The 24,394-nt window shown below is 64.3% G+C and carries 23 protein-coding genes; 10 read left to right on the top strand and 13 right to left on the bottom strand.

From position 1 onward, the window contains the following. Positions 1-44: 44 nt before the first annotated feature. Positions 45-1,961 (top strand): tyrosine-protein phosphatase, encoded by a 1,917-nt coding sequence (locus K8374_RS14975; RefSeq protein WP_224456223.1) that lies wholly within the window; start codon positions 45-47, stop codon positions 1,959-1,961. A gap of 32 nt (positions 1,962-1,993) precedes the next feature. Here K8374_RS14975 and K8374_RS14980 read toward each other — a convergent pair whose 3' ends face one another. Next, positions 1,994-2,968 carry an AraC family transcriptional regulator gene (locus K8374_RS14980; RefSeq protein WP_224456224.1) on the bottom strand — a complete coding sequence of 325 codons (975 nt, stop codon included), beginning with the start codon at positions 2,966-2,968 and terminating at the stop codon, positions 1,994-1,996. Positions 2,969-3,401: 433 nt separating this feature from the next. Between K8374_RS14980 and nhaA the strand changes: the two genes are divergently transcribed. Together nhaA and K8374_RS14990 are read left to right on the top strand one after the other, a co-directional pair. Then, positions 3,402-4,604 carry a Na+/H+ antiporter NhaA gene (gene nhaA, locus K8374_RS14985; RefSeq protein ID WP_224456225.1) on the top strand — a complete coding sequence of 401 codons (1,203 nt, stop codon included), beginning with the start codon at positions 3,402-3,404 and terminating at the stop codon, positions 4,602-4,604. A gap of 253 nt (positions 4,605-4,857) precedes the next feature. After that, positions 4,858-5,979, top strand: coding sequence for a mechanosensitive ion channel family protein (locus tag K8374_RS14990; protein ID WP_224456226.1), 1,122 nt, complete (start codon positions 4,858-4,860; stop codon positions 5,977-5,979). Here the strand turns inward: K8374_RS14990 and K8374_RS14995 are convergent, their stop codons facing one another. Next, positions 5,980-6,423: a nuclear transport factor 2 family protein gene (locus tag K8374_RS14995; protein WP_224456227.1), complete on the bottom strand. Its 444-nt coding sequence runs from the start codon at positions 6,421-6,423 to the stop codon at positions 5,980-5,982. It lies immediately after the preceding gene. A gap of 245 nt (positions 6,424-6,668) precedes the next feature. Between K8374_RS14995 and K8374_RS15000 the strand changes: the two genes are divergently transcribed. Both K8374_RS15000 and K8374_RS15005 read left to right on the top strand, forming a co-directional pair. Continuing rightward, on the top strand, positions 6,669-8,789 hold the full coding sequence (locus K8374_RS15000; protein ID WP_224456228.1) for a TonB-dependent receptor: 2,121 nt from the start codon (positions 6,669-6,671) through the stop codon (positions 8,787-8,789). 241 nt (positions 8,790-9,030) lie between these two features. Next, positions 9,031-9,678 (top strand): YceH family protein, encoded by a 648-nt coding sequence (locus K8374_RS15005; protein WP_224456229.1) that lies wholly within the window; start codon positions 9,031-9,033, stop codon positions 9,676-9,678. Position 9,679: 1 nt separating this feature from the next. On the opposite strand, the gene K8374_RS15010 is transcribed toward K8374_RS15005, so the two are convergent. The 9 genes from K8374_RS15010 to K8374_RS15050 all read right to left on the bottom strand — a co-directional run bounded on the left by K8374_RS15010 (position 9,680) and on the right by K8374_RS15050 (position 18,598). After that, complete coding sequence (locus tag K8374_RS15010) at positions 9,680-9,871, bottom strand: hypothetical protein (RefSeq protein WP_224456230.1); 192 nt, start codon at positions 9,869-9,871, stop codon at positions 9,680-9,682. 136 nt (positions 9,872-10,007) lie between these two features. Continuing rightward, the gene (ahpF, locus tag K8374_RS15015) at positions 10,008-11,570 is read right to left on the bottom strand and encodes an alkyl hydroperoxide reductase subunit F (RefSeq protein WP_224456231.1); all 1,563 of its coding nucleotides are present in this window, start codon (positions 11,568-11,570) and stop codon (positions 10,008-10,010) included. 124 nt (positions 11,571-11,694) lie between these two features. Further along, positions 11,695-12,258 carry an alkyl hydroperoxide reductase subunit C gene (gene ahpC, locus K8374_RS15020; protein ID WP_043211767.1) on the bottom strand — a complete coding sequence of 188 codons (564 nt, stop codon included), beginning with the start codon at positions 12,256-12,258 and terminating at the stop codon, positions 11,695-11,697. A 366-nt stretch (positions 12,259-12,624) separates the two neighbouring features. After that, on the bottom strand, positions 12,625-13,980 hold the full coding sequence (gene gorA, locus K8374_RS15025; protein ID WP_224456232.1) for a glutathione-disulfide reductase: 1,356 nt from the start codon (positions 13,978-13,980) through the stop codon (positions 12,625-12,627). A gap of 209 nt (positions 13,981-14,189) precedes the next feature. After that, positions 14,190-15,029 (bottom strand): UTP--glucose-1-phosphate uridylyltransferase GalU, encoded by an 840-nt coding sequence (galU, locus tag K8374_RS15030; protein WP_084859143.1) that lies wholly within the window; start codon positions 15,027-15,029, stop codon positions 14,190-14,192. Between the two features lie 48 nt (positions 15,030-15,077). Further along, positions 15,078-16,439, bottom strand: a complete 1,362-nt coding sequence (locus tag K8374_RS15035; RefSeq protein WP_224456233.1) for a UDP-glucose dehydrogenase family protein — start codon at positions 16,437-16,439, stop codon at positions 15,078-15,080. An 87-nt stretch (positions 16,440-16,526) separates the two neighbouring features. Next, on the bottom strand, positions 16,527-17,441 hold the full coding sequence (locus tag K8374_RS15040; protein ID WP_224456234.1) for a c-type cytochrome: 915 nt from the start codon (positions 17,439-17,441) through the stop codon (positions 16,527-16,529). Continuing rightward, positions 17,438-18,088 carry a c-type cytochrome gene (locus K8374_RS15045; protein ID WP_224456235.1) on the bottom strand — a complete coding sequence of 217 codons (651 nt, stop codon included), beginning with the start codon at positions 18,086-18,088 and terminating at the stop codon, positions 17,438-17,440. The genes K8374_RS15040 and K8374_RS15045 overlap by 4 nt, the downstream gene beginning before the upstream one ends. A gap of 144 nt (positions 18,089-18,232) precedes the next feature. Beyond that, positions 18,233-18,598: a hypothetical protein gene (locus K8374_RS15050; protein WP_224456236.1), complete on the bottom strand. Its 366-nt coding sequence runs from the start codon at positions 18,596-18,598 to the stop codon at positions 18,233-18,235. Positions 18,599-18,760: 162 nt separating this feature from the next. Here K8374_RS15050 and K8374_RS15055 point away from each other — a divergent pair, with 162 nt between their 5' ends. From K8374_RS15055 to K8374_RS15065, 3 genes are read left to right on the top strand one after another with little or no spacing between them, the layout of a single operon-like run. Next, positions 18,761-19,063: a DUF1883 domain-containing protein gene (locus K8374_RS15055; protein WP_084859148.1), complete on the top strand. Its 303-nt coding sequence runs from the start codon at positions 18,761-18,763 to the stop codon at positions 19,061-19,063. 9 nt (positions 19,064-19,072) lie between these two features. Further along, entirely contained in the window at positions 19,073-19,243 is a 171-nt protein-coding gene (locus tag K8374_RS15060; RefSeq protein WP_172403075.1) for a hypothetical protein, read from the top strand. 43 nt (positions 19,244-19,286) lie between these two features. Then, positions 19,287-20,372, top strand: a complete 1,086-nt coding sequence (locus K8374_RS15065; RefSeq protein ID WP_224456237.1) for an NAD(P)H-dependent flavin oxidoreductase — start codon at positions 19,287-19,289, stop codon at positions 20,370-20,372. Here K8374_RS15065 and K8374_RS15070 read toward each other — a convergent pair whose 3' ends face one another. Beyond that, positions 20,373-21,758, bottom strand: coding sequence for an amino acid permease (locus K8374_RS15070; protein ID WP_224456238.1), 1,386 nt, complete (start codon positions 21,756-21,758; stop codon positions 20,373-20,375). A gap of 447 nt (positions 21,759-22,205) precedes the next feature. On the opposite strand from K8374_RS15070, the gene K8374_RS15075 reads away from it, so the two are divergent. Continuing rightward, positions 22,206-23,462, top strand: coding sequence for an aspartate aminotransferase family protein (locus K8374_RS15075; RefSeq protein WP_224456239.1), 1,257 nt, complete (start codon positions 22,206-22,208; stop codon positions 23,460-23,462). Here K8374_RS15075 and K8374_RS15080 read toward each other — a convergent pair. Beyond that, entirely contained in the window at positions 23,459-23,758 is a 300-nt protein-coding gene (locus tag K8374_RS15080; protein ID WP_411969527.1) for a hypothetical protein, read from the bottom strand. The genes K8374_RS15075 and K8374_RS15080 overlap by 4 nt on opposite strands. 194 nt (positions 23,759-23,952) lie before the next feature. Here K8374_RS15080 and K8374_RS15085 point away from each other — a divergent pair, with 194 nt between their 5' ends. Continuing rightward, positions 23,953-24,381 carry a hypothetical protein gene (locus K8374_RS15085; RefSeq protein WP_224456240.1) on the top strand — a complete coding sequence of 143 codons (429 nt, stop codon included), beginning with the start codon at positions 23,953-23,955 and terminating at the stop codon, positions 24,379-24,381. The last annotated feature ends 13 nt before the right edge of the window (positions 24,382-24,394 follow it).

Below are 24,394 nucleotides of genomic sequence, written 5' to 3' on the forward strand. Positions count from 1 at the left end.
CGCTAATAGTTGCTGGCCTATCACACAACAACGAGGCTAGCTCCGTGTACCCACGTGTCCTTTGCTCCCTGTCCCTGTTGACCCTCGCCATTTCCACCGCCCATGGTGCCGAGCCGCTCGATACCCCGCGTCTGGTGGGCATGGACAACTTCCGCGACGTCGCCGGCACCACCACCGCCTACAGCACCGCCCATGACGGCACCCTGCGCGCAGGGGTGTTCTACCGCTCCAATGCCGTGACCCCGACCGCCTCGGACCTGGCTGCCCTGGCCCCCCTGGGCATCGGCACGGTGTTCGACCTGCGGACCCCCAGCGAGATCGCCGCCACCCCCGACACCCTGCCGGCCGGTACGGCCTACCGGAACATCGACATCATCGGCAACAATACCTCCGGGGCCAACATCACCGACATGGTGTTCCACAGCGCCGCCGAAGCCGAAGCGATGATGAAGGAGACCAACCGTGCCTTCGTCTACGATGTCGGCATGCGCAGCCAGTACACCGTCCTGTTCAACGAGCTGGCCCGCACCGAGGACGCGGCGCTGTTCCATTGCACCGCCGGCAAGGACCGCACCGGCTGGACCGCTGCGCTGCTGCAGAGCATCGCCGGTGTCGACGACGCCACCATCATGCAGGACTACCTGGCCACCAACGCCTACACCGCCGAGCGCATGGCGGCGATCCTCGATTCGCTGCCGCCGAACCTGGCCGAGATCTATGGGCCGTTGATCGGCGTGGAGGCCAGCTACCTGCAGGCAGGGCTGGACGAGGTGAAAGCACGCTACGGCAGCATGGACAACTACCTCAAGCAAGGCCTGGGGCTGTCCCAGGAAACCCTCTATGTGCTGCGTGGCAAGATGGTCCGCTTCAACAGCCTGCCCGGCCAGGCTGGCCTGCAAGGCAACGCCGCGGCAGGCGCGCGGCTATTGCTGGGCCTACAGGACAGTCGCCTGTCGGGCACCTACAGCGCCTACAACTACTACCTGCAATCGGCCATCGATGCCGGCAGCCTGGGCGGCGTCGAGGCCACCGTCGGTGGTCAGGTGCATGCCGACGCTGCCAGCTACCTGCTGCGCCAGGGCACGATGATCGAACAGGCCAGCGCGCCCTTCGCCAGCGGCACGGACCTCAAGGTCGGCCAGACGCGGTTGTGGAGCACAGCCCTGGCCAGCTACTTGGGCACCGACGGCTCGTCCCACGCACGTAGCAGCAACGAGCACAGCCAAGGCCTGATGATCGGCGTGACCCAGCGCTTTTCCGAACAGCTCAGCGCCCATGCAGGCTTCGGCTACAGCCGCGGCAACATCGGCGGCGCCGGCGGCGAGGCGGACACCGACCTGACCTTCCTCAGCGCAGGCGCACGCTTCGCGCCAGGCAGCCTTGAGCAAGGCCTGTTCATCGAGGCCGATGTCCATGCCGGCTGGTTCGACTACCAGAGCAAACGCGACCTGGGTAACGGCCTGGGCCAGGCCAAGGGCGACAGCCATGGCAACCTGGCCGGGGCCGGCTTGGCGCTGGGCTATCGGATGCAGGCGGGCACCCTGACGCTGGAGCCGAGCCTAGGCGTGCGCGTCAGCCACGTGGACCGTTCGGGCTTCACGGAAAAAGGCAGCGAGCTGGCGCTGGAGGTGGACAGCCTCCAGGAAACCCGGCGCAGCGCGGTAGCCAACCTCCAGGCCAGCCTGGCGCCGGTAGAGCTGAGCGGTGGCTGGCAGCTGGTGCCGGGGTTCACGCTGGGGTACGAGCATGTGCTGGGCGACCATCAGGTCGACAGCGAAGGCCACCTGCTGGGGCTGGATATCGAACAGCGCGCGGCGTACGACAACCGCGACCTGTTCACTGCCGGGGTCAATGCGATGGCCTCCCTTGGAGCGTTCAGCGTGGGGGCTGAAGTGGCGGCTGGCGGTGGCGGTGACAGCCATGGGGTGAGCGGTAGCCTGAAGGCCAGCTACGCGTTTTGACGGTTCGGGGCTGCGTAGCAGCCCCCAACAGCCTACCCTCTGCGCCGAACCTGCGCCGGGCTCACGCCATAGGCCTGCTGGAAATACTGCGCGAACCGCCCCGCATTGCTGAAGCCATGGCGCAACGCCACCTGAGACACCGAAACAGGCTCCCCATGCACCAATGACTCGTAGGCCTGCTCCAAGCGCACCTGCCGCTGGTAATCCACGATCGAACACCCCAGGAACCTGCGAAACCCCTGCTGCAACGCACGCAAGCTGACGTTGGCGAGGGCCGCCAAGTCCGTGCCGCTGGTCGCGCTCGATGGGTGGGCACGGATCCAGTCCATGGCCAGCTTCACGTGCCGTGGCGCGATCTGCGGCACGGGCCGGCGCAAGGCTTGGCTATGGTTGTGCGGCCAAGCCTCGAGCACCGCGTCGACCAGCATTTCCTGCAAACGCACCGGCATCAGCGCACCGGCATGGATCAGCTGGTCGAACTCGTTGCCGGTGGCCAGCTCGAGCAAGGCGCGAATGCCATGGCATGCAGCGACCTCCAGCGACACCACCGGCTCGAAGCGAATCGGCTGCAACACCGGTTTGCCCAGTAATGTCGCCAAGCGCTCAGTGATCAGGCTTCGGCGGATCGACATGCCGCATTGGGCATGGCCGTCGCTCACGCGCAAGGTGCGCAACGCCCTTTTCTCGATGGCCAGGCCCATGCCAGGCAGCCCGACGGTTTCGCCCTGATGGCCGAAGACCACCTTGCCCGCGCTGGGCAACACGAAAGTGATCTCGTCCTGCGGGTCGGTGAAGGTTACGCAACAATCGCCCTGGTAGTGCATACGGCGAAAGCTGACGCCCTCATGACGACCGTAGACGCCACCGATGAGCAGGTCGTCCGACAGCACCAGCGAATCAGCGTAGAGGTTGTCGAACATGCGTGAGAACAGTGCACCGAACGCCTCGCTGTGCATGTCCCGGGAGCGGAGAATGATCGGTTTGCGGAGCGTGCCGGTACTCACCATCAAGGCCACCTTCTTGTTGTTGGACGCAAAAGCGCCAGGACCTTACCAAGGGCGCATGACAGCGGCATGACCCCTGCAGCGCCCCACCCGCATAGCAATGGCAACATTTTGATGCAAACTTCGCAGGCGAATCGCCACCTACCTCCGTAGAATTGCTGCCTGGCGTGTGCTGCGTGCGCCCGGGAGCCTTCCCGAATACGGAGAACATTCATTTGTTTTCCGAGAGTCAGTCCATGTTGCATGCAGCCTCCACACATTCCTGGCATTTGCCGTTCCGCTTTTTTGCGGTCGGCACGGCCATGCGCCACACCCTTCCCTTCTTCTCGCCTTTCGCTGCAGTGGTCCGGACCATCCGGCGCCATCGTTTCGCTGTGCCCACGTTCCGACGCACCGCTGCTTTTGCACAGGCGACGCCATGAACGAGGACTCCTTGATGAATGCACCCCTTCCCACCCTCACCTCGCAATCGGTGCTGCGCCGCTTGCTGGCCAGCGAAGCCGCAGGCGGCGTGTTGTTGATGTTCACTGCAGCCCTGGCCATCGTGATCGCCAACAGCCCCTGGGCCGAGGCCTACCAACACCTGCTGCACCTGCCCGTGGGGCCGACGCTCAGCGACAAGCTCGGGCCGATGACCGTGCACCTGTGGATCAACGACGGTCTGATGGCGGTGTTCTTCCTGCTGGTGGGCCTGGAGATCAAGCGCGAGCTGGTCGATGGCCGGCTCGCCACCTGGGAACAACGGCGCCTGCCGGCCTTGCCGGCACTGATGGGTATGGCCCTGCCGGCGCTGATCTACCTGGCGTTTTCGCGCAGCGAACCGGGGCTTGCCGGTGGCTGGGCGATCCCCGCCGCCACCGACATCGCCTTCGCCGTCGGCGCCCTGGCACTGCTGGGGCGGCATGCGCCGCTGTCGTTGAAGGTGATGCTGGTCTCGGTGGCGATCATCGACGACATGGGCGCCGTGGCGATCATCGCGTTGTTCTACACCTCGTCGATCAACCTGGTGGCCCTGGCGGCGGCAGCCGGGATCGTCGTTGTCCTGCTGGCGTTCAACCGCTTGCGCGTGGTGTCGCTGTGGCCCTACCTGCTGGGCATCGCCGCGCTGTGGTACGTGACCCTGCTCTCCGGCGTGCATGCCACCATCGCCGGCGTGGTCGGCGCGCTGCTGATTCCCTACAGCGCCGGGGCCGGCAAAGGTGACGACGCCAGCCCGTTGCTCAAGCTCGAGCATGGCCTGGCACCTTGGGTCGGTTTCCTGATCGTGCCGGCCTTCGGCTTCGCCAATGCCGGTGTGTCCTTCAGCCACCTGAGCTGGAGCGACGTACTCGCCCCGCTGCCGCTGAGCATCGCCCTGGGCCTGCTGCTGGGCAAGCAACTGGGGGTGTTCGCCGGGGTGCTGCTGGCGGTCAAGACGGGCCTGGCGGCCAAACCGCGCGGCGCCAGCTGGCTGCAGATCTATGGCGTGGCCATGCTCTGCGGCATTGGCTTCACCATGAGCCTGTTCATTGGCGAACTGGCCTTCCCGGGGCAGCCGGAGCGTATCGACGAAGCGAAAATCGGCATCCTCCTCGGCTCGCTGCTGTCGGCACTGATCGCCTGCGCCATCCTGCGCTTTGCGCCCAAGCGCGAAGCCTAGCGGGCCCCGTTCCCCCATCGCCGGCAAGCCGGCTCCCACTTGTATTGCGCTGCGGTCGTAGACAGCGCCGAACCTGTGGGAGCCGGCTTGCCGGCGATCGAGGCGGCACGAACAGCGCCAGGTTGTCGGCGCGCATAGCCCATGATCGACGCTCGACCATTCGTCGAGCTTCCCACCAGCCCAGCCCAACCCCCGCAGCCCACGCCCTTCTAACGACCATGTGTGCATCACCGCCTTGGAGGGGCAATCGACAATGAACGAACGCTTGCTGGACCCGCTGACGAACTCGACCATCTTTGGCATCTCTGTCCTTAACTGGTTGCTGGCCCTGGGAGTCAGCCTGGTCACCTTCCTGGTCGCCCGCTGGGCCATCAGCTTCGTCAAGCGCAGGGTGCAGGGCTGGTCCGCCCATGATGGCCACTTCGCCCAGGTGCTGGCCAAGGTGCTCGAAGGCACCAGCAATGTCCTGTTGTTCCTCGCCGCCCTGCTCATCGGTCTGAGCGTGCTGGACCTGCCGGAGCGCTGGCTGGACCGGGTCGGCAGCCTATGGTTCGTGGTGGCTGCGTTGCAGATCGGCCTGTGGGCCAACCGCGCCATCGCCCTTGGCCTGTCCCGCTATTTCGCCCGGCACAGCAGCGCCGGCCTCTACCAGGGCAGTGCCCTGGCCACGCTGTCCGCCTGGGGCGCCAGGGTGCTGCTCTGGTCGATGGTGCTGCTGGCCATGCTCTCCAACCTCGGGGTGAACATCACCGCCTTCGTCGCGAGCCTGGGCGTGGGCGGCATCGCCGTGGCGCTGGCGGTGCAGAACATTCTCGGCGACCTGTTCGCCTCGCTTTCCATCGCCGTAGACAAGCCGTTCGAAGTGGGCGATTTCATCGTCATCGGCCCGCTGGCCGGGACGGTGGAGCACATCGGGCTGAAGACCACACGCATCCGCAGCCTCGGCGGCGAGCAGATCGTCATGGCCAACGCTGGCATGATCAGCAGCACCATCCAGAACTACAAACGCCTGCAAGAGCGGCGCATTGTCTTCGAGTTCGGCCTTTCCTACGACACCCCCACCGAAGCGGTGAAGAAGGCCCCGGGTATCGTCGCGCAAGTGATCCAGAAGCAGGACAAGGTACGCTTCGACCGTGCCCACCTGCGCGGTTTCGGCAAGGAGTCGCTGGAGTTCGAATGCGTCTACATCGTGCTCGATCCGGGGTACAACCTGTACATGGACATCCAGCAGGCGATCAACTTCCAGCTGCTGGAACAGTTCGCCGGCATCGGCGCGAAATTCGCCGTGCCGGCGCGGGCGATCAAGGTGACCTCGCTGCCGGAAGCCTCTAACCAGATGGGCCGCGACCACGGTGGCCTCAAGGCCAGGGAGTGATCAGCCGCCCCCTGGACGCGCCACGTCGAAGTGACCGCGGAACACCGTTTCGACGATCCGCCATTGCCCTTCGAGTCGTTGGTAGCGGTCCTGGTAGAACCCGCCCAACTGGCGGGTCGCGCCGGTCTCGCCGTCGCGGTTCTGGTAATGCAGGGCCCAACGGGCCCTGGCGTTGTCGGTGTCCTGGAAGTCGATCTCCGGGTTGGCAGCGTGGTGCAGGTCGATCACCCTGGGCACGCAGGCCAACTCGCGGAACAACGCCAGGAACGATTCCCGGTCGCGGAAGAGGCCCAGCGGCCCATAGTCGATCAGCACCTCGCCCGTGGCGAAGCAGTCACGGATGGCCGCCACGTCCTTCAGGTCGCAGGCGTTCAGGTAGCGATGCTTGAGCTCGCGGATAGCCTCCAGGGCTTCCAGGCGGTCGATGCGTTGTTCCAGGTCCACTGCGTTCACCTTCCTTGACGGGTGATTGTAGGCCCGACCCTACTCCCTCCAAAAACCACCCCGCACCCTCCATTTGGACTAGGCCGTCAGCATGCCTGCCCGGCACGGACTTGACTGTTCAAGACACCGCTTTGCTTGTGCCCGCCATTGCCCAGGTATTCGTTCGAATGCTCATCTTTACACTTGATTTACATTTGTGAATCGATACTATTCGCACCCAATAAAAACAACGCGAGTGATTCTCAATGGCAAAAAAGTACGTTGCCCCAGCATCCCTGTCGATGCTGGGCCTGCTGGCAGTGCCTGCTGTTCACGCTGAAACCCAGGACACGCTGGCCCTGCCGGCGACTTCGGTGACCGGTGCCTACGAGCAGCAGAGCTACAAGGCCACCGAAAGCAAGAGCGCGCTGAAGATCGACGCGCCCCTGCGCGACATCCCCCAGACCGTCAATGTCGTCCCTGAAAGCGTGATCAAGGACCAGGGCGCCCAGTCCATGGAGGACGTACTCAAGAACGTACCTGGCGTCGGCCTGTCCAACGGCGATGGCCAGCGCGACCAAGTCACCATCCGTGGCTTCAACGCCATTGGCGACATGTACATCGATGGCGTGCGCGACGACGCCCTGTATTTCCGCGACCTGTCCAATATCGAGCGCGTCGAGGTCATCAAGGGCCCGGCAGCCGTGCTCTATGGCCGTGGCTCGTCCGGCGGCCTGATCAACAGCGTCAGCAAGAAGCCAGGCTTCGCGCCCAAGCACGAAGTGGGCATGACCCTGGACACCGAGGGCAAGCGCCGCACCCAGTTCGACACCGGCTGGGCCGACCCGCAAGGCAACCAGGCCTACCGCCTGACCGGCGCTTTCGAAGACAGCGACACCTTCCGCGACGATGGCTACATCGACCGCAAGGCCATCGCCCCGTCGGCCTACTTCCGCCTCTCCGACGACCTGGAGCTGAACCTCGGCGCCACCTACTTGTACGACAAGCGCCTGATCGACTTCGGCATCCCGGCCCTGGGCAACCGCCCGGTGGACGTCGACCGTGACAAGCGCTTCGGCTCCGGCGATGCGGACCAGGACTATGCCCGCAGCGAAGTGTTCTCGTTCACCGCGAGCCTGGACTACCGCATCAACGACGACTTCACGCTGACCAATACCAGCCGCTACTACCACTACGACCTGGACCGTAACAACACCCTGGCCGACAGCAGCCCTACCCGCTTCGTCACCGCGCCGAACGGCGAACTGCTGGTCAAGCTCAACCGCGGCAACGTGGCCCGCGACGAGTACGGCGTGTTCAACCAGACCGAACTCAAGCAGCAAGCGCAACTGGCCGGCATGCAGCACAACCTGCTCTATGGTGTGGAAGTGGGCTACCAGGACAAGTACCAGCGGGTGTTCAACCAGAACAATGTGGCCCAGGTTCCGGTCTATCGCGATGCTTTGGTACCGGTGCCGGAGCATGCGGCCAACCTGTCGTCCAAAGGCACCAACTATCAGCAGACAGCGGGCTTCTATGTGCAGGACCTGATCGAGCTGAACGACCAATGGAAAGCCCTGCTCGGCGTGCGCTACGACATCTTCGGCCAGGAATACGACGACATCCGCGCAGCCGACGTCGATCTGGATCGCACCGACAAAACCTGGAGCCCACGTGTCGGCCTGGTGTACCAGCCGGACCAGATCCAGTCGTACTACGTCTCCGTCAGCCGCAGCTACCAGCCTTCGGGCGAAATGTTCGCGGTCAACGCAGGCAACGCCGACCTGGAACCTGAAAAAACCACCAACTACGAGCTGGGCGCCAAGTGGGACCTGCTCGACAGCAAGCTGTCGGTGACCGCGGCGATCTTCCGCCTTGAACGCACCAACATGCGCACCCCGGACCCGGTGAATCCTGGCCTGACCATTCTGGCCGGCGAGCAGCGCACCGATGGTTTCGAAGCCACCATCAGCGGCCAGCTCTCGGACAAGTGGCAGGTCTATGCCGGCTACGCCTTCCTGGACGCCGAGATCGTCAAGTCCAACGCCAAGACCAACGGCATCTCCAACGAAGGCCAGACCCCGACGCTGACGCCGCGCAACAGCGCGAACGTCTGGCTGGTGCGCACCCTCACCCCGCAATGGCGCGTCGCCGCTGGCGCAAACTATGTGGACGAGCGCTACACCGCACTGGACAACCAGGTTGTCATGCCCGGCTACACCACCTTCGACGCCGCGCTGCTGTACAGCGAACAGCACTGGGACATGGCGCTGCGCCTGAAGAATGCCTTCGACCGCGACTACTACGCCTCCGCCCACGGTTCGGTGGACCTGATCACCCCGGGTGCGCCGCGGACCCTGGAAGCGAGCGTGGCCTATCGCTTCTGATCGCCTTTCCCGCGCCGGCTAGTGCCGAGCGCGGGTCTCTTCCGCAGCCCGGTGCGCCGTGATCGTTCGGCTCTGCCAACGCGGCGCCAAGCGAGGGCAAGCCCTCGATCGCGGGGCAAGCCCGCTCCTACAGGGTGCCGGTAGATCGTGCACCGCAACCTGCTGCCGAGACGGCAAGCTGATTGCCTAACGCAGCTGCATTACCTAGGCTAGGGGCCTTTCCTCGCCATGAGACAGGGCCATGTCAGAACACGAAACCGCAAGCGCAGGCCGCTTCAACAGCATCGAAATCCGTGTACTCGGCTCACTGATCGAAAAACAGGCCACCAACCCGGAAACCTACCCGCTGACCCTCAACGCTTTGGTCCTGGCCTGCAACCAGAAAACCAGCCGGGAACCGGTGATGAACCTTTCTCCAGGCCAAGTCGGCCAGGCCTTGCGTGCGCTGGAAGGTCAAGAGATGACCCGCCTGCAGATGGGCAGCCGTGCCGATCGCTGGGAGCATCGGGTGGACAAGGCCCTGGAACTGGTGCCGGCGCAACTGGTGCTGATGGGGCTGATGTTCCTGCGCGGGCCACAGACCCTGAGCGAGCTGCTGACCCGCAGCAACCGCCTGCACGACTTCGACGATGTGGAGCAGATCCAGCACCAGCTCGAGCGCCTGGTCTCCCGCGGCCTGGCCTTGCACCTGCCACGCCAGGCCGGCCAGCGTGAAGACCGCTACACCCATGCCCTGGGCGACCCCGGTGAAATCGAGGCGATCCTGGCCGCACGCCAGCAAGGTGGCGGCGAGCGCAGTGGCGCTAGCAGTGTGTCACAGGAACGAATCGAAGCCCTGGAGGCGCGGGTCGCCGCGCTGGAGGCACGCCTGGCCGAACTCGAAGGTTGAGTCAGGGTTGTTCGGGCTCGGGGAAGTTACGGCAGCTCTTGCGCTCGGCCAGCTCCCGGTCGCTGGGGCGCTGGTCGACGAACACGGTGCGGCCATCGGAGTAGATCTCCAGATAGCCCCAGTGCAGGTCCTGCTCCTGCTGCCCGGGCTTGGGCGGCACTAGCCACCAGGGTTCGCGGCTGATGAGGGTCATGGGCGTGGTCCGTCAGCGGATCTGTCTATCACTATAGACAGGTACGCCTTGAAACCATCGCGGGGCAAGCCCGCTCCTACAGGGGGGTAGGAGCGGGCTTGCCCCGCGAAAGGGCCGCAAAGCGGCCCCAGGTTCCTCAAGCCGGCGCCGAGGTACGGATCAGGTGGTCGAAGGCGGCCAGGGAGGCCTTGGCGCCCTCGCCCACGGCGATGACGATCTGCTTGTACGGCACCGTGGTCACATCACCGGCGGCGAACACACCCGGGATATTGGTCTGGCCTTTGGCATCGACGATGATCTCGCCACGCGGCGACAGCTCGACGGTGCCCTTGAGCCAATCGGTGTTCGGCAGCAAGCCGATCTGCACGAAGATCCCCTCGAGCGCCACATCATGCACCTGGTCGTTGCTGCGGTCCTTGTAGCGCAGGCCGGTGACCTTCTCGCCATCGCCCAGCACTTCGGTGGTCAAGGCGCTGGTGATGACCTTGACGTTCGGCAGGCTGTGCAGCTTGCGTTGCAGCACGGCATCGGCACGCAGCTGGCTGTCGAACTCGATCAGGGTCACCTGGGCGACGATGCCCGCCAGGTCGATGGCCGCTTCCACACCGGAGTTGCCACCGCCGATCACCGCCACGCGCTTGCCCTTGAACAGCGGGCCGTCACAGTGCGGGCAGTAGGCCACGCCGCGGGCGCGGTATTGCTGCTCGCCGGGCACGTTCATCTCGCGCCAGCGGGCGCCGGTGGCCAGGATCACGGTCTTGGCCTTGAGCGACGCCCCACTGGCCAGGCGCACTTCGTGCAGGCCGCCGTCGGTGGCCGGGACCAGCGCTTCACCGCGCTGCAGGTTCATGATGTCCACGTCGTACTGCTTGACGTGCTCTTCCAGCGCCGTGGCCAGTTTCGGGCCTTCGGTTTCCTGCACCGAGATGAAGTTCTCGATCGCCAGGGTGTCGAGCACCTGGCCGCCGAAACGCTCGGCCGCGACACCGGTACGGATGCCTTTGCGCGCCGCGTAGATGGCTGCCGAGGCGCCCGCCGGGCCACCACCGACCACCAGCACGTCGAAGGCGTCCTTGGCGTTGATCTTCTCGGCCTGGCGGCTGCCGGCGTTGGTGTCGATCTTGCCGAGGATCTCCTCCAGGCCCATGCGGCCCTGGCCGAAGACCTCACCGTTCAGGTAGATGCTCGGTACCGCCATGACCTTGCGCGCCTCGACTTCATCCTGGAACAGCGCACCGTCGATGGCCACGTGGCGAACGTTGGGGTTGAGCACCGCCATCAGGTTCAGCGCCTGGACCACGTCCGGGCAGTTCTGGCACGACAGCGAGAAATAGGTTTCGAAGGTGAACTCGCCTTCCAGGGCCTGGATCTGCTCGATCACTTCGGCACTGGCCTTGGACGGGTGGCCGCCGACCTGCAGCAGCGCCAGCACCAGGGAGGTGAATTCATGGCCCATGGGGATGCCGGCGAAGCGCAGGCTGATGTCGGCACCCGGGCGGTTGAGCGAGAACGAAGGGCGACGGGCGTCGCTGCCGTCCTCGCGCAGGGTGATGAGGTTCGACAGGCCGGCGATCTCCACCAGCAGGTCGTGCAATTCGCGGGACTTCGCGCCGTCGTCGAGGGAAGCAACGATCTCGATCGGCTGGGTGACCCGCTCCAGGTAGGTTTTCAGTTGCGATTTAAGCGTGGCGTCCAACATACGGGCGATTCCTTTTTCAAAACTCGGATACAAAAACGCCCAGGCGAGGTCGCCCGGGCGTTTGACGGGGCGGCAGCTACTTCAGCTTTGGCGGCTGGCTACCGCCCGCGATTGACGCATGGACTCAGATCTTGCCGACCAGGTCCAGGGACGGCGCCAGGGTGGCCTCGCCTTCTTTCCACTTGGCTGGGCAGACTTCACCCGGGTGGGCGGCAACGTACTGGGCAGCCTTGACCTTGCGCAGCAGCTCGCTGGCATCGCGGCCTACGCCACCGTCGTTGATTTCGACGATCTTGATCTGGCCTTCAGGGTTGATCACGAAGGTGCCGCGATCAGCCAGGCCGGCTTCTTCGATCAGCACGTCGAAGTTGCGGGCGATGACGTGGGTCGGGTCACCGATCAGCGGGTACTGGATCTTGCCGATGGTTTCCGAGGTGTCGTGCCAGGCCTTGTGGGTGAAGTGGGTGTCGGTGGACACACCGTAGATTTCCACGCCCAGCTTCTGGAACTCGGCGTAGTTGTCGGCCAGGTCACCCAGTTCGGTCGGGCAGACGAAGGTGAAGTCGGCTGGGTAGAAGAACACGACGGACCACTTGCCCTTCAGGTCGGCTTCGCTGACCTGGACGAACTCGCCCTTGTGGTAGGCGGTAGCGTTGAACGGTTTGACCTGGCTGTTGATGATTGGCATGAGAGACACTCCTTCATGGGGTTGAAATCAGTTGACGGAGAGAATCCTAACCAACGAGATCGATAAACGCTCATTGGCAAACCTCATGCTCGTGATTGGTTTTGGCTATAACCGAGGATAATTAATAGAAGGGATTGGGCTGAGCAAAGGATTGCGGGTATTCACGACGGGATGCGTCCTTGTGGGAGCGGGCTTGTCCCGCGATTAGGCCGGGCCCGATATCACCGTCGCCTGGCAAGGGCTTCGCCCTTGATCGCGGGACAAGCCCGCTCCTACAGGGCTGCGCTAATCAATGGTTCTTCGCGTGACTGCGCAGCCCGAAGGGCTGGGTAATCTCCCTCAGGATCTGCTGGGAGCGGCCTTGCGTCAGCGCGTGGCCGTGCGCATGGTGACGAACTCTTCGGCCGCCGTCGGGTGCACGCCGATGGTCTCGTCGAACTGCTGCTTGGTGGCGCCGGCCTTGAGAGCGATACCCAGGCCCTGGATGATCTCCCCGGCATCCGGCCCGACCATGTGGCAACCCAGGACCTTGTCGGTGTCGGCATCGACCACCAGCTTCATCAGGGTCTTCTCTTGGATATCGGTCAGGGTGAGCTTCATCGCACGGAAGCGGCTCTCGAAAATCTGCACCTTGTGCCCGGCCTCCAGCGCCTGCTCCTCGGTCAGGCCCACGGTGCCGATCGGCGGCTGGCTGAACACCGCGGTGGGGATGTTCTGGTAGTCGACCGGCCGGTAGTGTTCGGGCTTGAACAGTCGGCGCGCCACGGCCATGCCTTCGGCCAGGGCTACCGGGGTGAGCTGGACGCGGCCGATCACGTCGCCGATGGCGATGATCGAAGGCTCGGTGGTCTGGTACTGCTCATCGACACGGATGAAACCGCGGGCATCGAGTTCGACACCGGTATTCTCCAGGCCCAGGTTGTCCAGCATCGGACGGCGCCCGGTGGCGTAGAACACGCAGTCGGCGACCAGCTCACGGCCATCCTTGAGGGTGGCCTTGAGGCTGCCGTCGTCCAGCTGCTCGATGCGCTGGATGTCGCTGTTGAACTGCAGGTTCAGGCCGCGCTTTTCCAGCTCTTCCTTGAGGTGGGTACGCACCGAGCCATCGAAGCCGCGCAGGAACAGGTCGCCGCGGTACAGCAGCGTGGTATCGGCGCCCAGGCCCTGGAAGATCCCGGCGAACTCCACGGCGATGTAGCCGCCACCGACCACCAGCACGCGTCGCGGCAATGCCTTGAGGTAGAACGCTTCGTTGGAGGTGATGGCCAGCTCCTTGCCCGGGATGTCCGGTATTTGCGGCCAGCCGCCAGTGGCGATGAGGATATGCCGGGCGCTGTAGCGCTGGCCTTCGACTTCCACCTCATGGGCGCCGGTGATGCGCGCATGGCCCTGGAGCAGGGTCACACCGCTGTTGACCAGCAGGTTGCGGTAGATACCGTTGAGGCGCTCGATTTCACGGTTCTTGTTGGCGATCAACGTGGCCCAGTCGAAGTGCCCCTCCTCGAGGGTCCAGCCGAAGCCTGCCGCCTGCTCGAGCTCATCGGCCACATGGGCCCCATACACCAGCAGCTTCTTGGGCACGCAACCGACGTTGACGCAGGTGCCTCCCAGGTAGCGGCTCTCGGCCACCGCCACCTTGGCGCCGAACCCCGCGGCGAAGCGCGCCGCACGCACACCGCCGGAACCGGCGCCAATCACGAACAGATCAAAATCGTAGGCCATGCATTCAGTCTCCTTGGCTGGCGCCCAGCATACCGCCGTTGCGCGCCGGGAACAAAAAAGCCAGCCGAGGCATAAGCAATTGGGGCCGCCCTACCGCCCATCACACGACAGGCCTGCCCCTGTAGGAGCGGGCTTGCCCCGCGATGGGCCGCAAGGCGGCCCCAATATGTAGCTAACCCAGAGGGCAGCTTCGCACCAGACGCGGCGTATCAGTACGCCTTGCCGGTCTTGTAGTAGTTCTCGAAGCAGAAGTTGGTCGCCTCGATGTAGCCTTCGGCGCCGCCGCAGTCGAAACGCTTGCCCTTGAACTTGTACGCCAGCACGCAACCGTCCTGGGCCTGTTTCATCAGCGCGTCGGTGATCTGGATCTCGCCGCCCTTGCCTGGCTCGGTGTTCTGAATGATGTCGAAGATATCCGGGGTCAGGATATAACGGCCGATGATCGCCAGGTTCGACGGGGCATCTTCGGGCTTGGGCTTCTCGACCATGTTGGTCACCCGGTAGATGTCATCGCGGATCATGTCGCCGGCGATCACGCCGTACTTGTTGGTTTCCTGCGGGTCGACTTCCTGGATGGCGACGATCGAGCAACGGAACTGGTTGTACAGCTTGACCATCTGGGTGAGGATGCCGTCGCCTTCGGGGTTGACGCACAGGTCGTCCGCCAGCACCACGGCGAACGGCTCGTCGCCGATCAGCGGACGGCCGGTGAGGATGGCGTGGCCCAGGCCTTTCATCTCGGTCTGGCGGGTGTAGGAGAAGGAACACTCGTCCAGCAGACGGCGGATACCGACCAGGTATTTTTCCTTGTCGGTGCCCTTGATCTGGGTTTCCAGCTCATAGCTGATGTCGAAGTGGTCTTCCAGGGCGCGCTTGCCGCGGCCGGTCACGATGGAGATCTCGCTCAGGCCGGCATCCAGGGCCTCCTCGACGCCATACTGGATCAGTGGCTTGTTGACCACCGGCAGCATTTCCTTGGGCATGGCTTTGGTAGCAGGCAGGAAGCGGGTGCCGTAGCCGGCTGCCGGGAACAAGCATTTCTTGATCATATACATCCTTAAACAAAGGCTGGGCCTGTGGAGTTCGGCGCAGTCTAATCAGGCGGCACTCACCTTACAATGCCCTACCCCTGGCCGACCGATGCCATGATAGAGATAACCCAGTGCCGATAGTTCCGATGGGTCATAAATATTGCGACCATCGAACAGCGCCGGCATGCGCATAAGGCCCCGTACGCGTACGAAATCCGGTTGGCGGAACTGCTTCCATTCGGTCACCAACACCAGCGCATCGGCGCCTTCGACACAGGCATAGGGGTCCTGGGTCAGGCGCAACTGGGCGCTGGCCACCGCCTGCGGATAACGCGCGGCGACGCCGGCCAGGGCGGCCGGGTCGCAGGCCTGCACCCGCGCCCCGGCTGCCAGCAGGGCATCGAGCAACACCAGGCTGGGCGCCTCGCGCAGGTCGTCGGTGCCGGGCTTGAAGGCCAGCCCCCAGATCGCCACGTTGCGCCCGCGCAGGAAACCGCCGAAGTGCTGGCGCAGGGCTTCGAACAGCAAGGTCTTCTGCGTTTCGTTGCGCGTCTGTACGGCCTGGAGAATGGCCGGTTGGTAGCCCTGCTGCTCGGCGCAATGGATCAACGCACGCACGTCCTTAGGGAAGCAGGAGCCGCCGTAGCCACAGCCGGCATAGATGAAATGGCTGCCGATACGCCGGTCGCTGCCGATACCCCGGCGCACCTGCTCGATATCCACACCCAGGCGCGCACAGAGCCCGGCCAGTTCATTGACGAAGGAGATGCGCGTGGCGAGGAAGGCGTTGGCCGCGTACTTGGTGAACTCGGCGGCGCGCGTGGACATCAGCAGCACCCGCTCGCGGTTGCGCACGAACGGCGCGTAGAGGCGCTGCAGGCACTGGCTGGCCGGCTCACTGTCGCTGCCGATGATGACCCGGTCGGGTCGCATGAAGTCGTCCACAGCGCTGCCTTCCTTGAGAAACTCAGGGTTGCTCGCCACGTCCACAGCAAAGCGCGCGCCCCGTTCGCGCAGGCCATTGGCGATATGCCGGGCGACGCGCTCGGCCGTGCCTACCGGCACGGTGGACTTGTTCACCACCAGGCACGCCCTGCCCAGGTGACGGCCAAGGCTGTCGGCCACGGCCAGCACGTGCTGCAGGTCAGCCGAGCCATCCTCCTGGCTCGGGGTGCCGACGGCGATGAACACCACCTCGGCACGTGCCAGGGCCTGGCGCCACTGGTCGCTGAAACTCAGCTGGCCGGAACTCAGGCCCGCCTGCAGCAACGCTTGCAACCCGGGCTCGTAGATCGGGCACTGCCCTTGGCGCAACTGCGCAAGGCGCGCCTGGTCGCGCTCCAGGCACACCACACGGTTGCCCATTTCGGCGAAGCAGGCCGCCGTGACCAACCCCACATACCCCGCCCCAATCACACAGAGTTCCATGGCCGCACTCCCTTTCGCAGATTGCGGCCATTGCACCCCAGGCGCCGTTGCAGGGCCGTGACAGGTCGGGGTCAAGGGTGTGACACGTCAGCTGCCGGTGCCCTGCCCGATCAGCACGCCATCGACCTTCTGCCCGTACAGGTTGACGCCGTCGTTGGCGTGGTACTTCACCCGGGTCTTTTCGATCGAGCCGTCCACCAGGCGCGGGTCCTGGGGCCGTTCATGGCGGTTGATCCAGGCCGCCACGTCCCAAGCCTGCTGGTCGCTCAGGCTGCCGGCGCGCCCCAGGGGCATGTTGTGCTTGATGAACGAGGCCGCGGTGTTGATCCGGTGCATGCCGGCACCCCAGTTGTAGGAATCCTTGCCCCACAACGGCGGCATCACGTACTCGCCGGCCACCTTCTGGCCTTCGCCCTGGTCACCATGGCAGAGCGCGCACTGCTCACGGTAAATCTGCTCGCCGCGCTTGAAGTCATAGCCGGCGGCCGGCTGCGCCACCTCCGGGTAGCCGCGCCCCGGTGTTTCGACCCCAGTGGGCGCCTGGGTCGACAGCCAGTAGGCATAGACACTGAGCGCCGTCATCTGCGGGCTGTCGGCCGCCGGCGGCTTGCCGTTCATGCTGAACTGGAAGCACCCCTGGATACGCTCGGCGAAGGTGTTGACCTTATCGTTCTTCTTGCGATACGCCGGGTACATCGGGTAGGCGCCCCACAACGGCGCGGAATGGGCCAGCCGCCCCTGGTCCAGGTGGCAGTTGCTGCAGTTCATGCCATTGCCCACCGCCTCGGGCATCAACCGGCGGGTGTCGACGAACAGGGCATGCCCCTGGCGCACCATCTGGCCGAAGGCATTGTCGGGCAGGTCGCTTTCGGCCGGCGGGCTGAACACCGGTGCAGCCTGGCTGCCGGGTACCTTGAGTTGGGACTGGTCTTCCATGGCGATCGGCGCCGCCTGGGCAGTGCCCAGGGCCAGGAGCAACAGGGCTGGGTAAATCGGCTTCATGGCTGGGCCTCCTGGCTACTGGGCTGGGCGAAGAATGCGGCGACGGCCTTGATCTCGTCATCGGTCATGGCCTTGGCCACACCGACCATCAGCTGGTTGGGGTCGTTGCTGCGGCTGCCGTCGCGCCAGGCATTGAGTTGCGCCACCAGGTAGCTGGCCGGCTGCCCGGCCAGCGGCGGGAAGTGCTCACCGACGCCACCACCGCCCGGGCCGTGGCACTGCACGCAGCCCGGTATCTGGCGGCTCCAGTCGCCATACAGGGCCAGGCGCGACACCGGGTCCTTGGCGATCTGCTGGCGGCGCAAGGTTGGCGCGGGGTCGGCAGGCAGGCTGGCGAGGTAGGCACTGACGGCTTTGATTTCGTCCTCGCCCAGGGCCTTGGCGAGCGGCTCCATGACGGCCTGTTTGCGGCTGCCATTGCGGAAATCGGCCAGCTGTTTGCTCAGGTAGCCGGCCGACAGGCCAGCCAGGCGGGGGAAGCCGGCGGCAGCGATGCCTTTGCCGTCCGGGCCATGACAGCCCAAGCAAGCCATGGCGGCGGGGTTTTGCCCACCCTGGGAGAAGATCTTCTGGCCATCGACGGCATGCGCCGTGGGCCAGGCCAGGATCAGCAGACTGCCGATCACGACGCGACTCAACGGTTTCATCAGGGACGCTCCATTTTCCTTGTTATAAGCTTAGGCTTATTCGATATAAGCCTGGAAAGAGTAGGCCTATCCCCGGTGGGGAACAACGCCCACCGGACAAGAAAATGGCAATTTGCCTGCTAATCGCTCATTGGCTGAGCTGGATCAAGATCCTGAGATGCACTGGGTCGCCGCGGTGCGCACGTCACCCAAGCGCAGAGGGAAGTTGTTCAGCCGCTCGTGCAGCTTGATGCTGCTGCCGCTGCCACGCTTGTCGATATCCACCAGGGCTGCAGGGCCGGCACCTGCGGAAAGCTTCTGCGGCACGATCAAGCGCAGGCCGTCGTCGCCGAGAGGCTCTTCGACCAGAGGGTCGCGGGTTTCGGCCAGCTTGTTCTTGACGCAGTCGGCATACTGGCGAGGCGTCTTGCCAGACATCACGTCAAGGGTCTCCCGGGATTGTTCGAGTTCCGAAACACTGACACAGCCGCCCAGCACCACCAACGACATCGCCGCCACCAACCACTTCATTCGCACCACCCTTGGAATCGACAAGAAACGCTTTGACAACAGCCGGGCGGATTTGCTCCCTGGTTTGGCAGATTTATCTTCGGCCCGACCATCCGGGCGCGAGTCCATCCTGACATCGTGGTATCGTTTGCCTTTGCTGAACCAACCCTTGCGGAGCACCCCATGAAATTCGTACACCAGCGCGAGCACCTGAACGAGGACGACGTGGTCGTCATCGAATGCTCCCAGCGCTGTAATATCCGCCTGATGAACGACGCCAACTTCCGCAGCTTCAAGAATGGCGGCCGGCACACCTACCATGGTGGGCACTTCATCAAGTTCCCGGCCAAGATCACCGTGCCCAGCACCGGCTTCTGGAACATCACCATCGATACCGTGAGCCCGCGCCCGATCTCGGTGACGCGCAAGCCGACCTTCACCCACAAGATCAAGATCATTCGCCGTTCGTCCTCCAGACTCGGATAAGGCCCCGCCATGACCCAGACCATCAAATACGTGATCAAGTACAAGCTCGACGGCGAGCGCCGCTGGGACTTCGCCTTGATGCCCGACGCCTCCCAGGAACAGGCCCTGGAAGCGCTGCGCAAGATCCATGGCGAGGACGCCGAGAAAATCAGCGACATCCAGGTCAGCAAGGCCCTGTAATCCCTCGCCCGCCCCCGCCACAACCCGCCACAAGGAGTAGCGCATGAGCAACTGGCCCGACCGACGCATTCTCGATCTGCTGGGCATCCAGTTGCCCATCCTCCAGGCACCCATGGCGGGCGCCACCGGCTCAGCCATGGCCATCGCCGTAGGCAATGCCGGCGGGCTCGGCGCCCTGCCCTGCGCCATGCTCAGTGCCGAGCAGGTGCGCGCCGAGATCGAGGCGTTTCGTGCCGGCTGCAAAGGCCCGCTCAACTTGAACTTCTTCTGCCACCAGCCACCGGCGCCCGATGCCGAGCGCGACCGGCGCTGGAAGCAGGCGCTCAAGCCGTATTACGAGGAAGTGGGCGCGGACTTCGACGCCCCGACGCCGGTCTCCAACCGTGCCCCGTTCGACGAGCAGAGCTGCCAGTTGGTGGAGCAGCTGCGCCCCGAGGTGGTGAGCTTTCACTTCGGCCTGCCCCAGGCCGACCTGCTGCTACGGGTCAAGGCCAGTGGCGCCAAGGTGCTGTCCAGCGCCACCACGGTGGAAGAAGCCGTGTGGCTGGAGGCCAATGGCTGTGACGCGGTCATCGCCATGGGCTACGAAGCGGGTGGGCACCGCGGCATGTTCCTGAGCGAAGACATCACCAGCCAGGTCGGTACCTTGGCACTGGTGCCCCAGGTGGTGGATGCGGTGCGGGTACCGGTGATCGCCGCCGGCGGTATCGGCGACCACCGCGGCCTGGTCGCCGCCCTGGCCCTGGGTGCCTCGGCGGTACAGCTGGGCACCGCCTACCTGTTCTGCCCGCAGGCCAAGGTATCGCCGGCCCACCGCCGCGCGCTGGACAGCACCCCGGCCAGCGACACAGCACTGACCAACCTGTTCACCGGCCGCCCGGCGCGTGGCATCAACAACCGCATCATGCGCGAGCTGGGGCCGATGAGCCCGCTGGCGCCGCGCTTCCCGCTGGCCGGGGGCGCGCTGATGCCACTGCGGGCGATCCGCGATCCCCAAGGCAACAGCGACTTCAGCAACCTATGGGCAGGCCAGGCGTTGCGCCTGGGGCAGCACCTGGATGCGGGCGAGCTGACCCGGCAGATCGCGAGCAGGGCCCTGCAGCAACTGGGCCTTGCTTCACGGACGTAGTCAGGCAGGCTGCGCCGCCCTTGCAGCAGTACGACGACGGGTCAAGGCGATCAACAGGATGAAGCAGGTCACTGCAGCGGTCATCAACGTCTCGTAGCGGTACGCATCGCTGAACAGCATGTAGCCCAGCACCAGGACGATCAGGCCGATCACCAGCCAGGTCAGCCAGGGGAACAGCCACATCTTCAGCGCCAGCTCCGTGCCTTCGCGCTCGGCGCGGGCACGCATGCGCAGCTGCGACACGGCGATCACCAGGTATACCAGCAAGGCGATGGCGCCGGTGGTCGAGAGCAGGAAGCCGAACACCTTGCCTGGGAACACGTAGTTGACGAAGCAGCCGACGAAACCCGCCAGGGTCGACAGCACCACCGCCACGGTGGGTACGCCATTGCCTGAGATGCGCTTGATCATCCGCGGCGCCTCGCCCCGCGCACCCAGGGAATAGAGCATGCGCGATGCGGTGTAGAGGCCAGAGTTCATGCAACTGGTCACCGCCACCAGCACCACCAGGTCGACCATCAGCTTGGCACCCGGCACGTTCAGTACCTCGAGCACGCGCTGGAACGAGCCGACGGCCTTCAAGCCCGGGTCGTTCCAGGCCACCAGCGACACCACCAGGAAGATGGACGCCAGGTAGAAGATGGCGATGCGGTACACCACCAGGTTGGTCGCGCGGCGGATCTTCTCCTTGGGGTTGGCGGTCTCGTCGGCCGCAATGGTGACGATTTCCGCGCCGAAGAACGAGAAGATGGTGATCAGCACACCCCCAAGCACGGTACCAAAACCATTGGGCATGAAACCGCCGTTGGCCCACAGCTGGCTGACACCGGAGGTTTCAGCCAGGGGCCAGACGCCGAATACCGCCAGGCTGCAGATACCGATGAAGGCCAGGATGGCGATTACCTTGACCAGGGCGAACCAGTATTCGAACTCTCCGAAGTTCTTCACGCTGATGAGGTTGGTGCCCGACAGCACGATCATGATCAGGAAGGCGAACAGCCAGGACGGCACCACCGGGAAGTAGGCGTGGAGAATGTCCGCGCCGGCGATGGCCTCGACTGGGATGATCAACACCCAGAACCACCAGTACAGCCAGCCGATGGTGAAGCCTGCCCAAGGGCCGATGGCCTCAGCGGCATAGGTGGAGAATGAACCGCTGTTGGGGTTGGCGATGGCCATTTCACCGAGCATGCGCATCACCAGCAGCACCAGCAGGCCGGTCATGGCGTAGGAAATGAGGATGGCCGGTCCGGCGGTGGCGATGGCGTTGGAGGAGCCGATGAACAGGCCCGCGCCGATGATGCCGGCGATGGAAATCATGGATACCTGACGTGAGGTCAGGCCGTGCTGCAGCGAACGCTGTTTCTTTTGTTGTTGCGATGCCATGGGGAACCCTCGAATGGGTCGGCCGCCGCAAGGGGCGGCTGAAAAATGGAGCAGGATGCGAGTAAGTCGTAATTGCTGAGTTATTGTTTTATTCGGAAACAGGCGCGGGCAGATCGACAACCTTCATGTTTTTTCTCCTACATCGACAGCGGGTTGTAATCGTTGACGCGGGTCAGTATTAATCGATAAGGCAAGGTCAACAAACGACCTTTTCGAAGCACATAATTCCGTTACGGAATGAATTCCTTCCTTTTTTGCTCAAGGGGGTCGGCGAACGTAACCCATGCATGCTAACCAGATATCCGCAGCGCGCTGGAGCTGTTCGGCCTGGCCTGCTCGATCCAAGAATTAAAGGAATGACCGCAATCGAATAATTCGTTTGCACGAATCGATACCGAGCCCGCACGCTTCGATAATAAGAAACCCGAACAAGAGGTTTGCGTGCCCATGCAACAGGACAGTATCAGCCACTCCATTGCCATCGTTCACCCGATTACACTTTCCCATGGCCGCAATGCCGAAGTCTGGGATACCGATGGCAAGCGTTATATCGACTTCGTCGGCGGTATCGGGGTACTCAACTTGGGCCATTGCAACCCTGCCGTGGTAGAAGCGATCCAGGCCCAGGCTACCCGCCTGACCCATTACGCGTTCAATGCCGCGCCCCATGGCCCGTACCTGGAATTGATGGAACGCCTGCGCCACTTCGTGCCGGTCAGCTACCCGTTGGCGGGCATGCTCACCAACAGCGGTGCGGAAGCGGCTGAAAATGCCCTGAAGGTAGCGCGTGGTGCGACCGGCAAACGTGCCATCGTCGCCTTCGATGGCGGGTTCCATGGCCGTACCCTGGCCACTCTCAACCTCAACGGTAAGGTAATGCCCTACAAGCAGCGCGTGGGCGAGCTGCCAGGGCCGGTCTACCACTTGCCCTACCCCAGTGCCGACACCGGCGTGACCTGCGAACAGGCGCTCAAGGCCATGGACCGGCTGTTCAGCGTCGAGCTGGCCGTGGAGGATGTGGCGGCGTTCATCTTCGAGCCGGTGCAGGGCGAAGGCGGCTTCCTGGCGCTGGACCCGGCATTCGCCCAGGCGCTACGCCGTTTCTGCGACGCGCATGGGATCCTGATCATCATCGATGAGATCCAGTCCGGCTTCGGCCGCACCGGCCAGCGCTTCGCCTTCCCGCGCCTGGGGATCGAGCCAGACCTGTTGCTGCTGGCCAAGAGCATCGCCGGCGGCATGCCGTTGGGGGCCGTGGTCGGGCGCAAGGCGATCATGGACTCGCTGCCCAAGGGCGGCCTGGGCGGCACCTATTCCGGCAACCCGATCGCCTGCGCGGCGGCACTGGCCAGCCTGGCGCAGATGAGCGACGAGAACCTGGCCACCTGGGGCGAGCGCCAGGAACAGGCCATCATCGCACGTTACGAACGTTGGAAGGCGTCCGGGCTGACTTCGGCGCTGGGTCGCCTGACAGGCACCGGGGCCATGCGCGGCCTGGAGTTCGTCAATGCCGACGGCAGCCCGGCACCTGCGCAATTGGCCAAGGTGATGGAGGCTGCGCGAGCCAAGGGGCTGTTGCTGATGCCCAGTGGCAAGGCGCGACACATCATTCGCCTGTTGGCCCCGTTGACGATCGAGCCTGATGTGCTCGAGGAAGGCCTGGATATCCTCGAACAGTGCCTGGCCGAACTGGGCTGCGCTTAGAGCCCCAGCTCCTCGGGCGTGAGCATGTCGGACTCGAAGGCGATCCAGCCGCCTTCGAGCTCGGCGTGGCCGTTGACGATGGGGCCGTAATAGGTCAGGCCGTTCTCCAAGGTCACGCAGATGTGCGTGGCGTTTTTTTCCGGTGCTGCCAGGGTACCAACGAAGTGTACTTTCTTCAGGGTCTCGGTGACCGCCTCCAGGCCCACGCGCATGCCGGGATTCTCCATGGCTTCGGCGTCACCCCCACGGTCTTCGGCGCTGACGGTGATGGTGGCGATGTAGGGGTATTTGCTCAATCGGGATGCCTCATGGGAACTGGGACAGCGCACCAGGCGCGGGGCGCATAGGGTACGGCAGGTGACGGCCAGGTGCGAGTGGCGCAGGAAACATTTGTACTGCCACCCCGTAGTCCGTCCCACAAGCGTGGCCTCCCCTGCCCCAATCTGTTAGGGTGCCCGCCGATGCACGCCACACCACACGAGGATGCCGAGTGAGCGCCGAAGAACCCCTGATCGCTGACCTGTTCGAGGTCGACAAACGCCTGACCCTCAAGCCCGTCGTGGATTTCAATGCCTACCTGCGCAACGCCTTCGGCGAAGGTGCCTGCCGTTGCCACCGCTGCACCGACCTTGGCGGTGACGAAACCGGCTACACCCACCGCCATACCTTCGAGCTGGAAGGCCGTACGCTGCATCGCCGCTTTGCCAACACCGCCGGCAGCGATGTGTTGCAGGTACTGAAGAAAGCCTGGCTGTCCTACACCAAGACCGACCTGAAGTTGCTTGGCGAACTGGACCTGGGCACCGTCAAGGCCTTCACCGAAGCTGCACTGCACGAACGCCTGCTGGCCCTGCTGCCGGCCAGCGGCCTGGCCCGGGAAACCGATGGCCAGTGGCATTTGCAGGCCCTGGCCGACTGATTCGCCCCGACGG

Source organism: Pseudomonas sp. p1(2021b), assembly GCF_020151015.1.
GTDB classification, from domain to species: domain Bacteria; phylum Pseudomonadota; class Gammaproteobacteria; order Pseudomonadales; family Pseudomonadaceae; genus Aquipseudomonas; species Aquipseudomonas putida_K.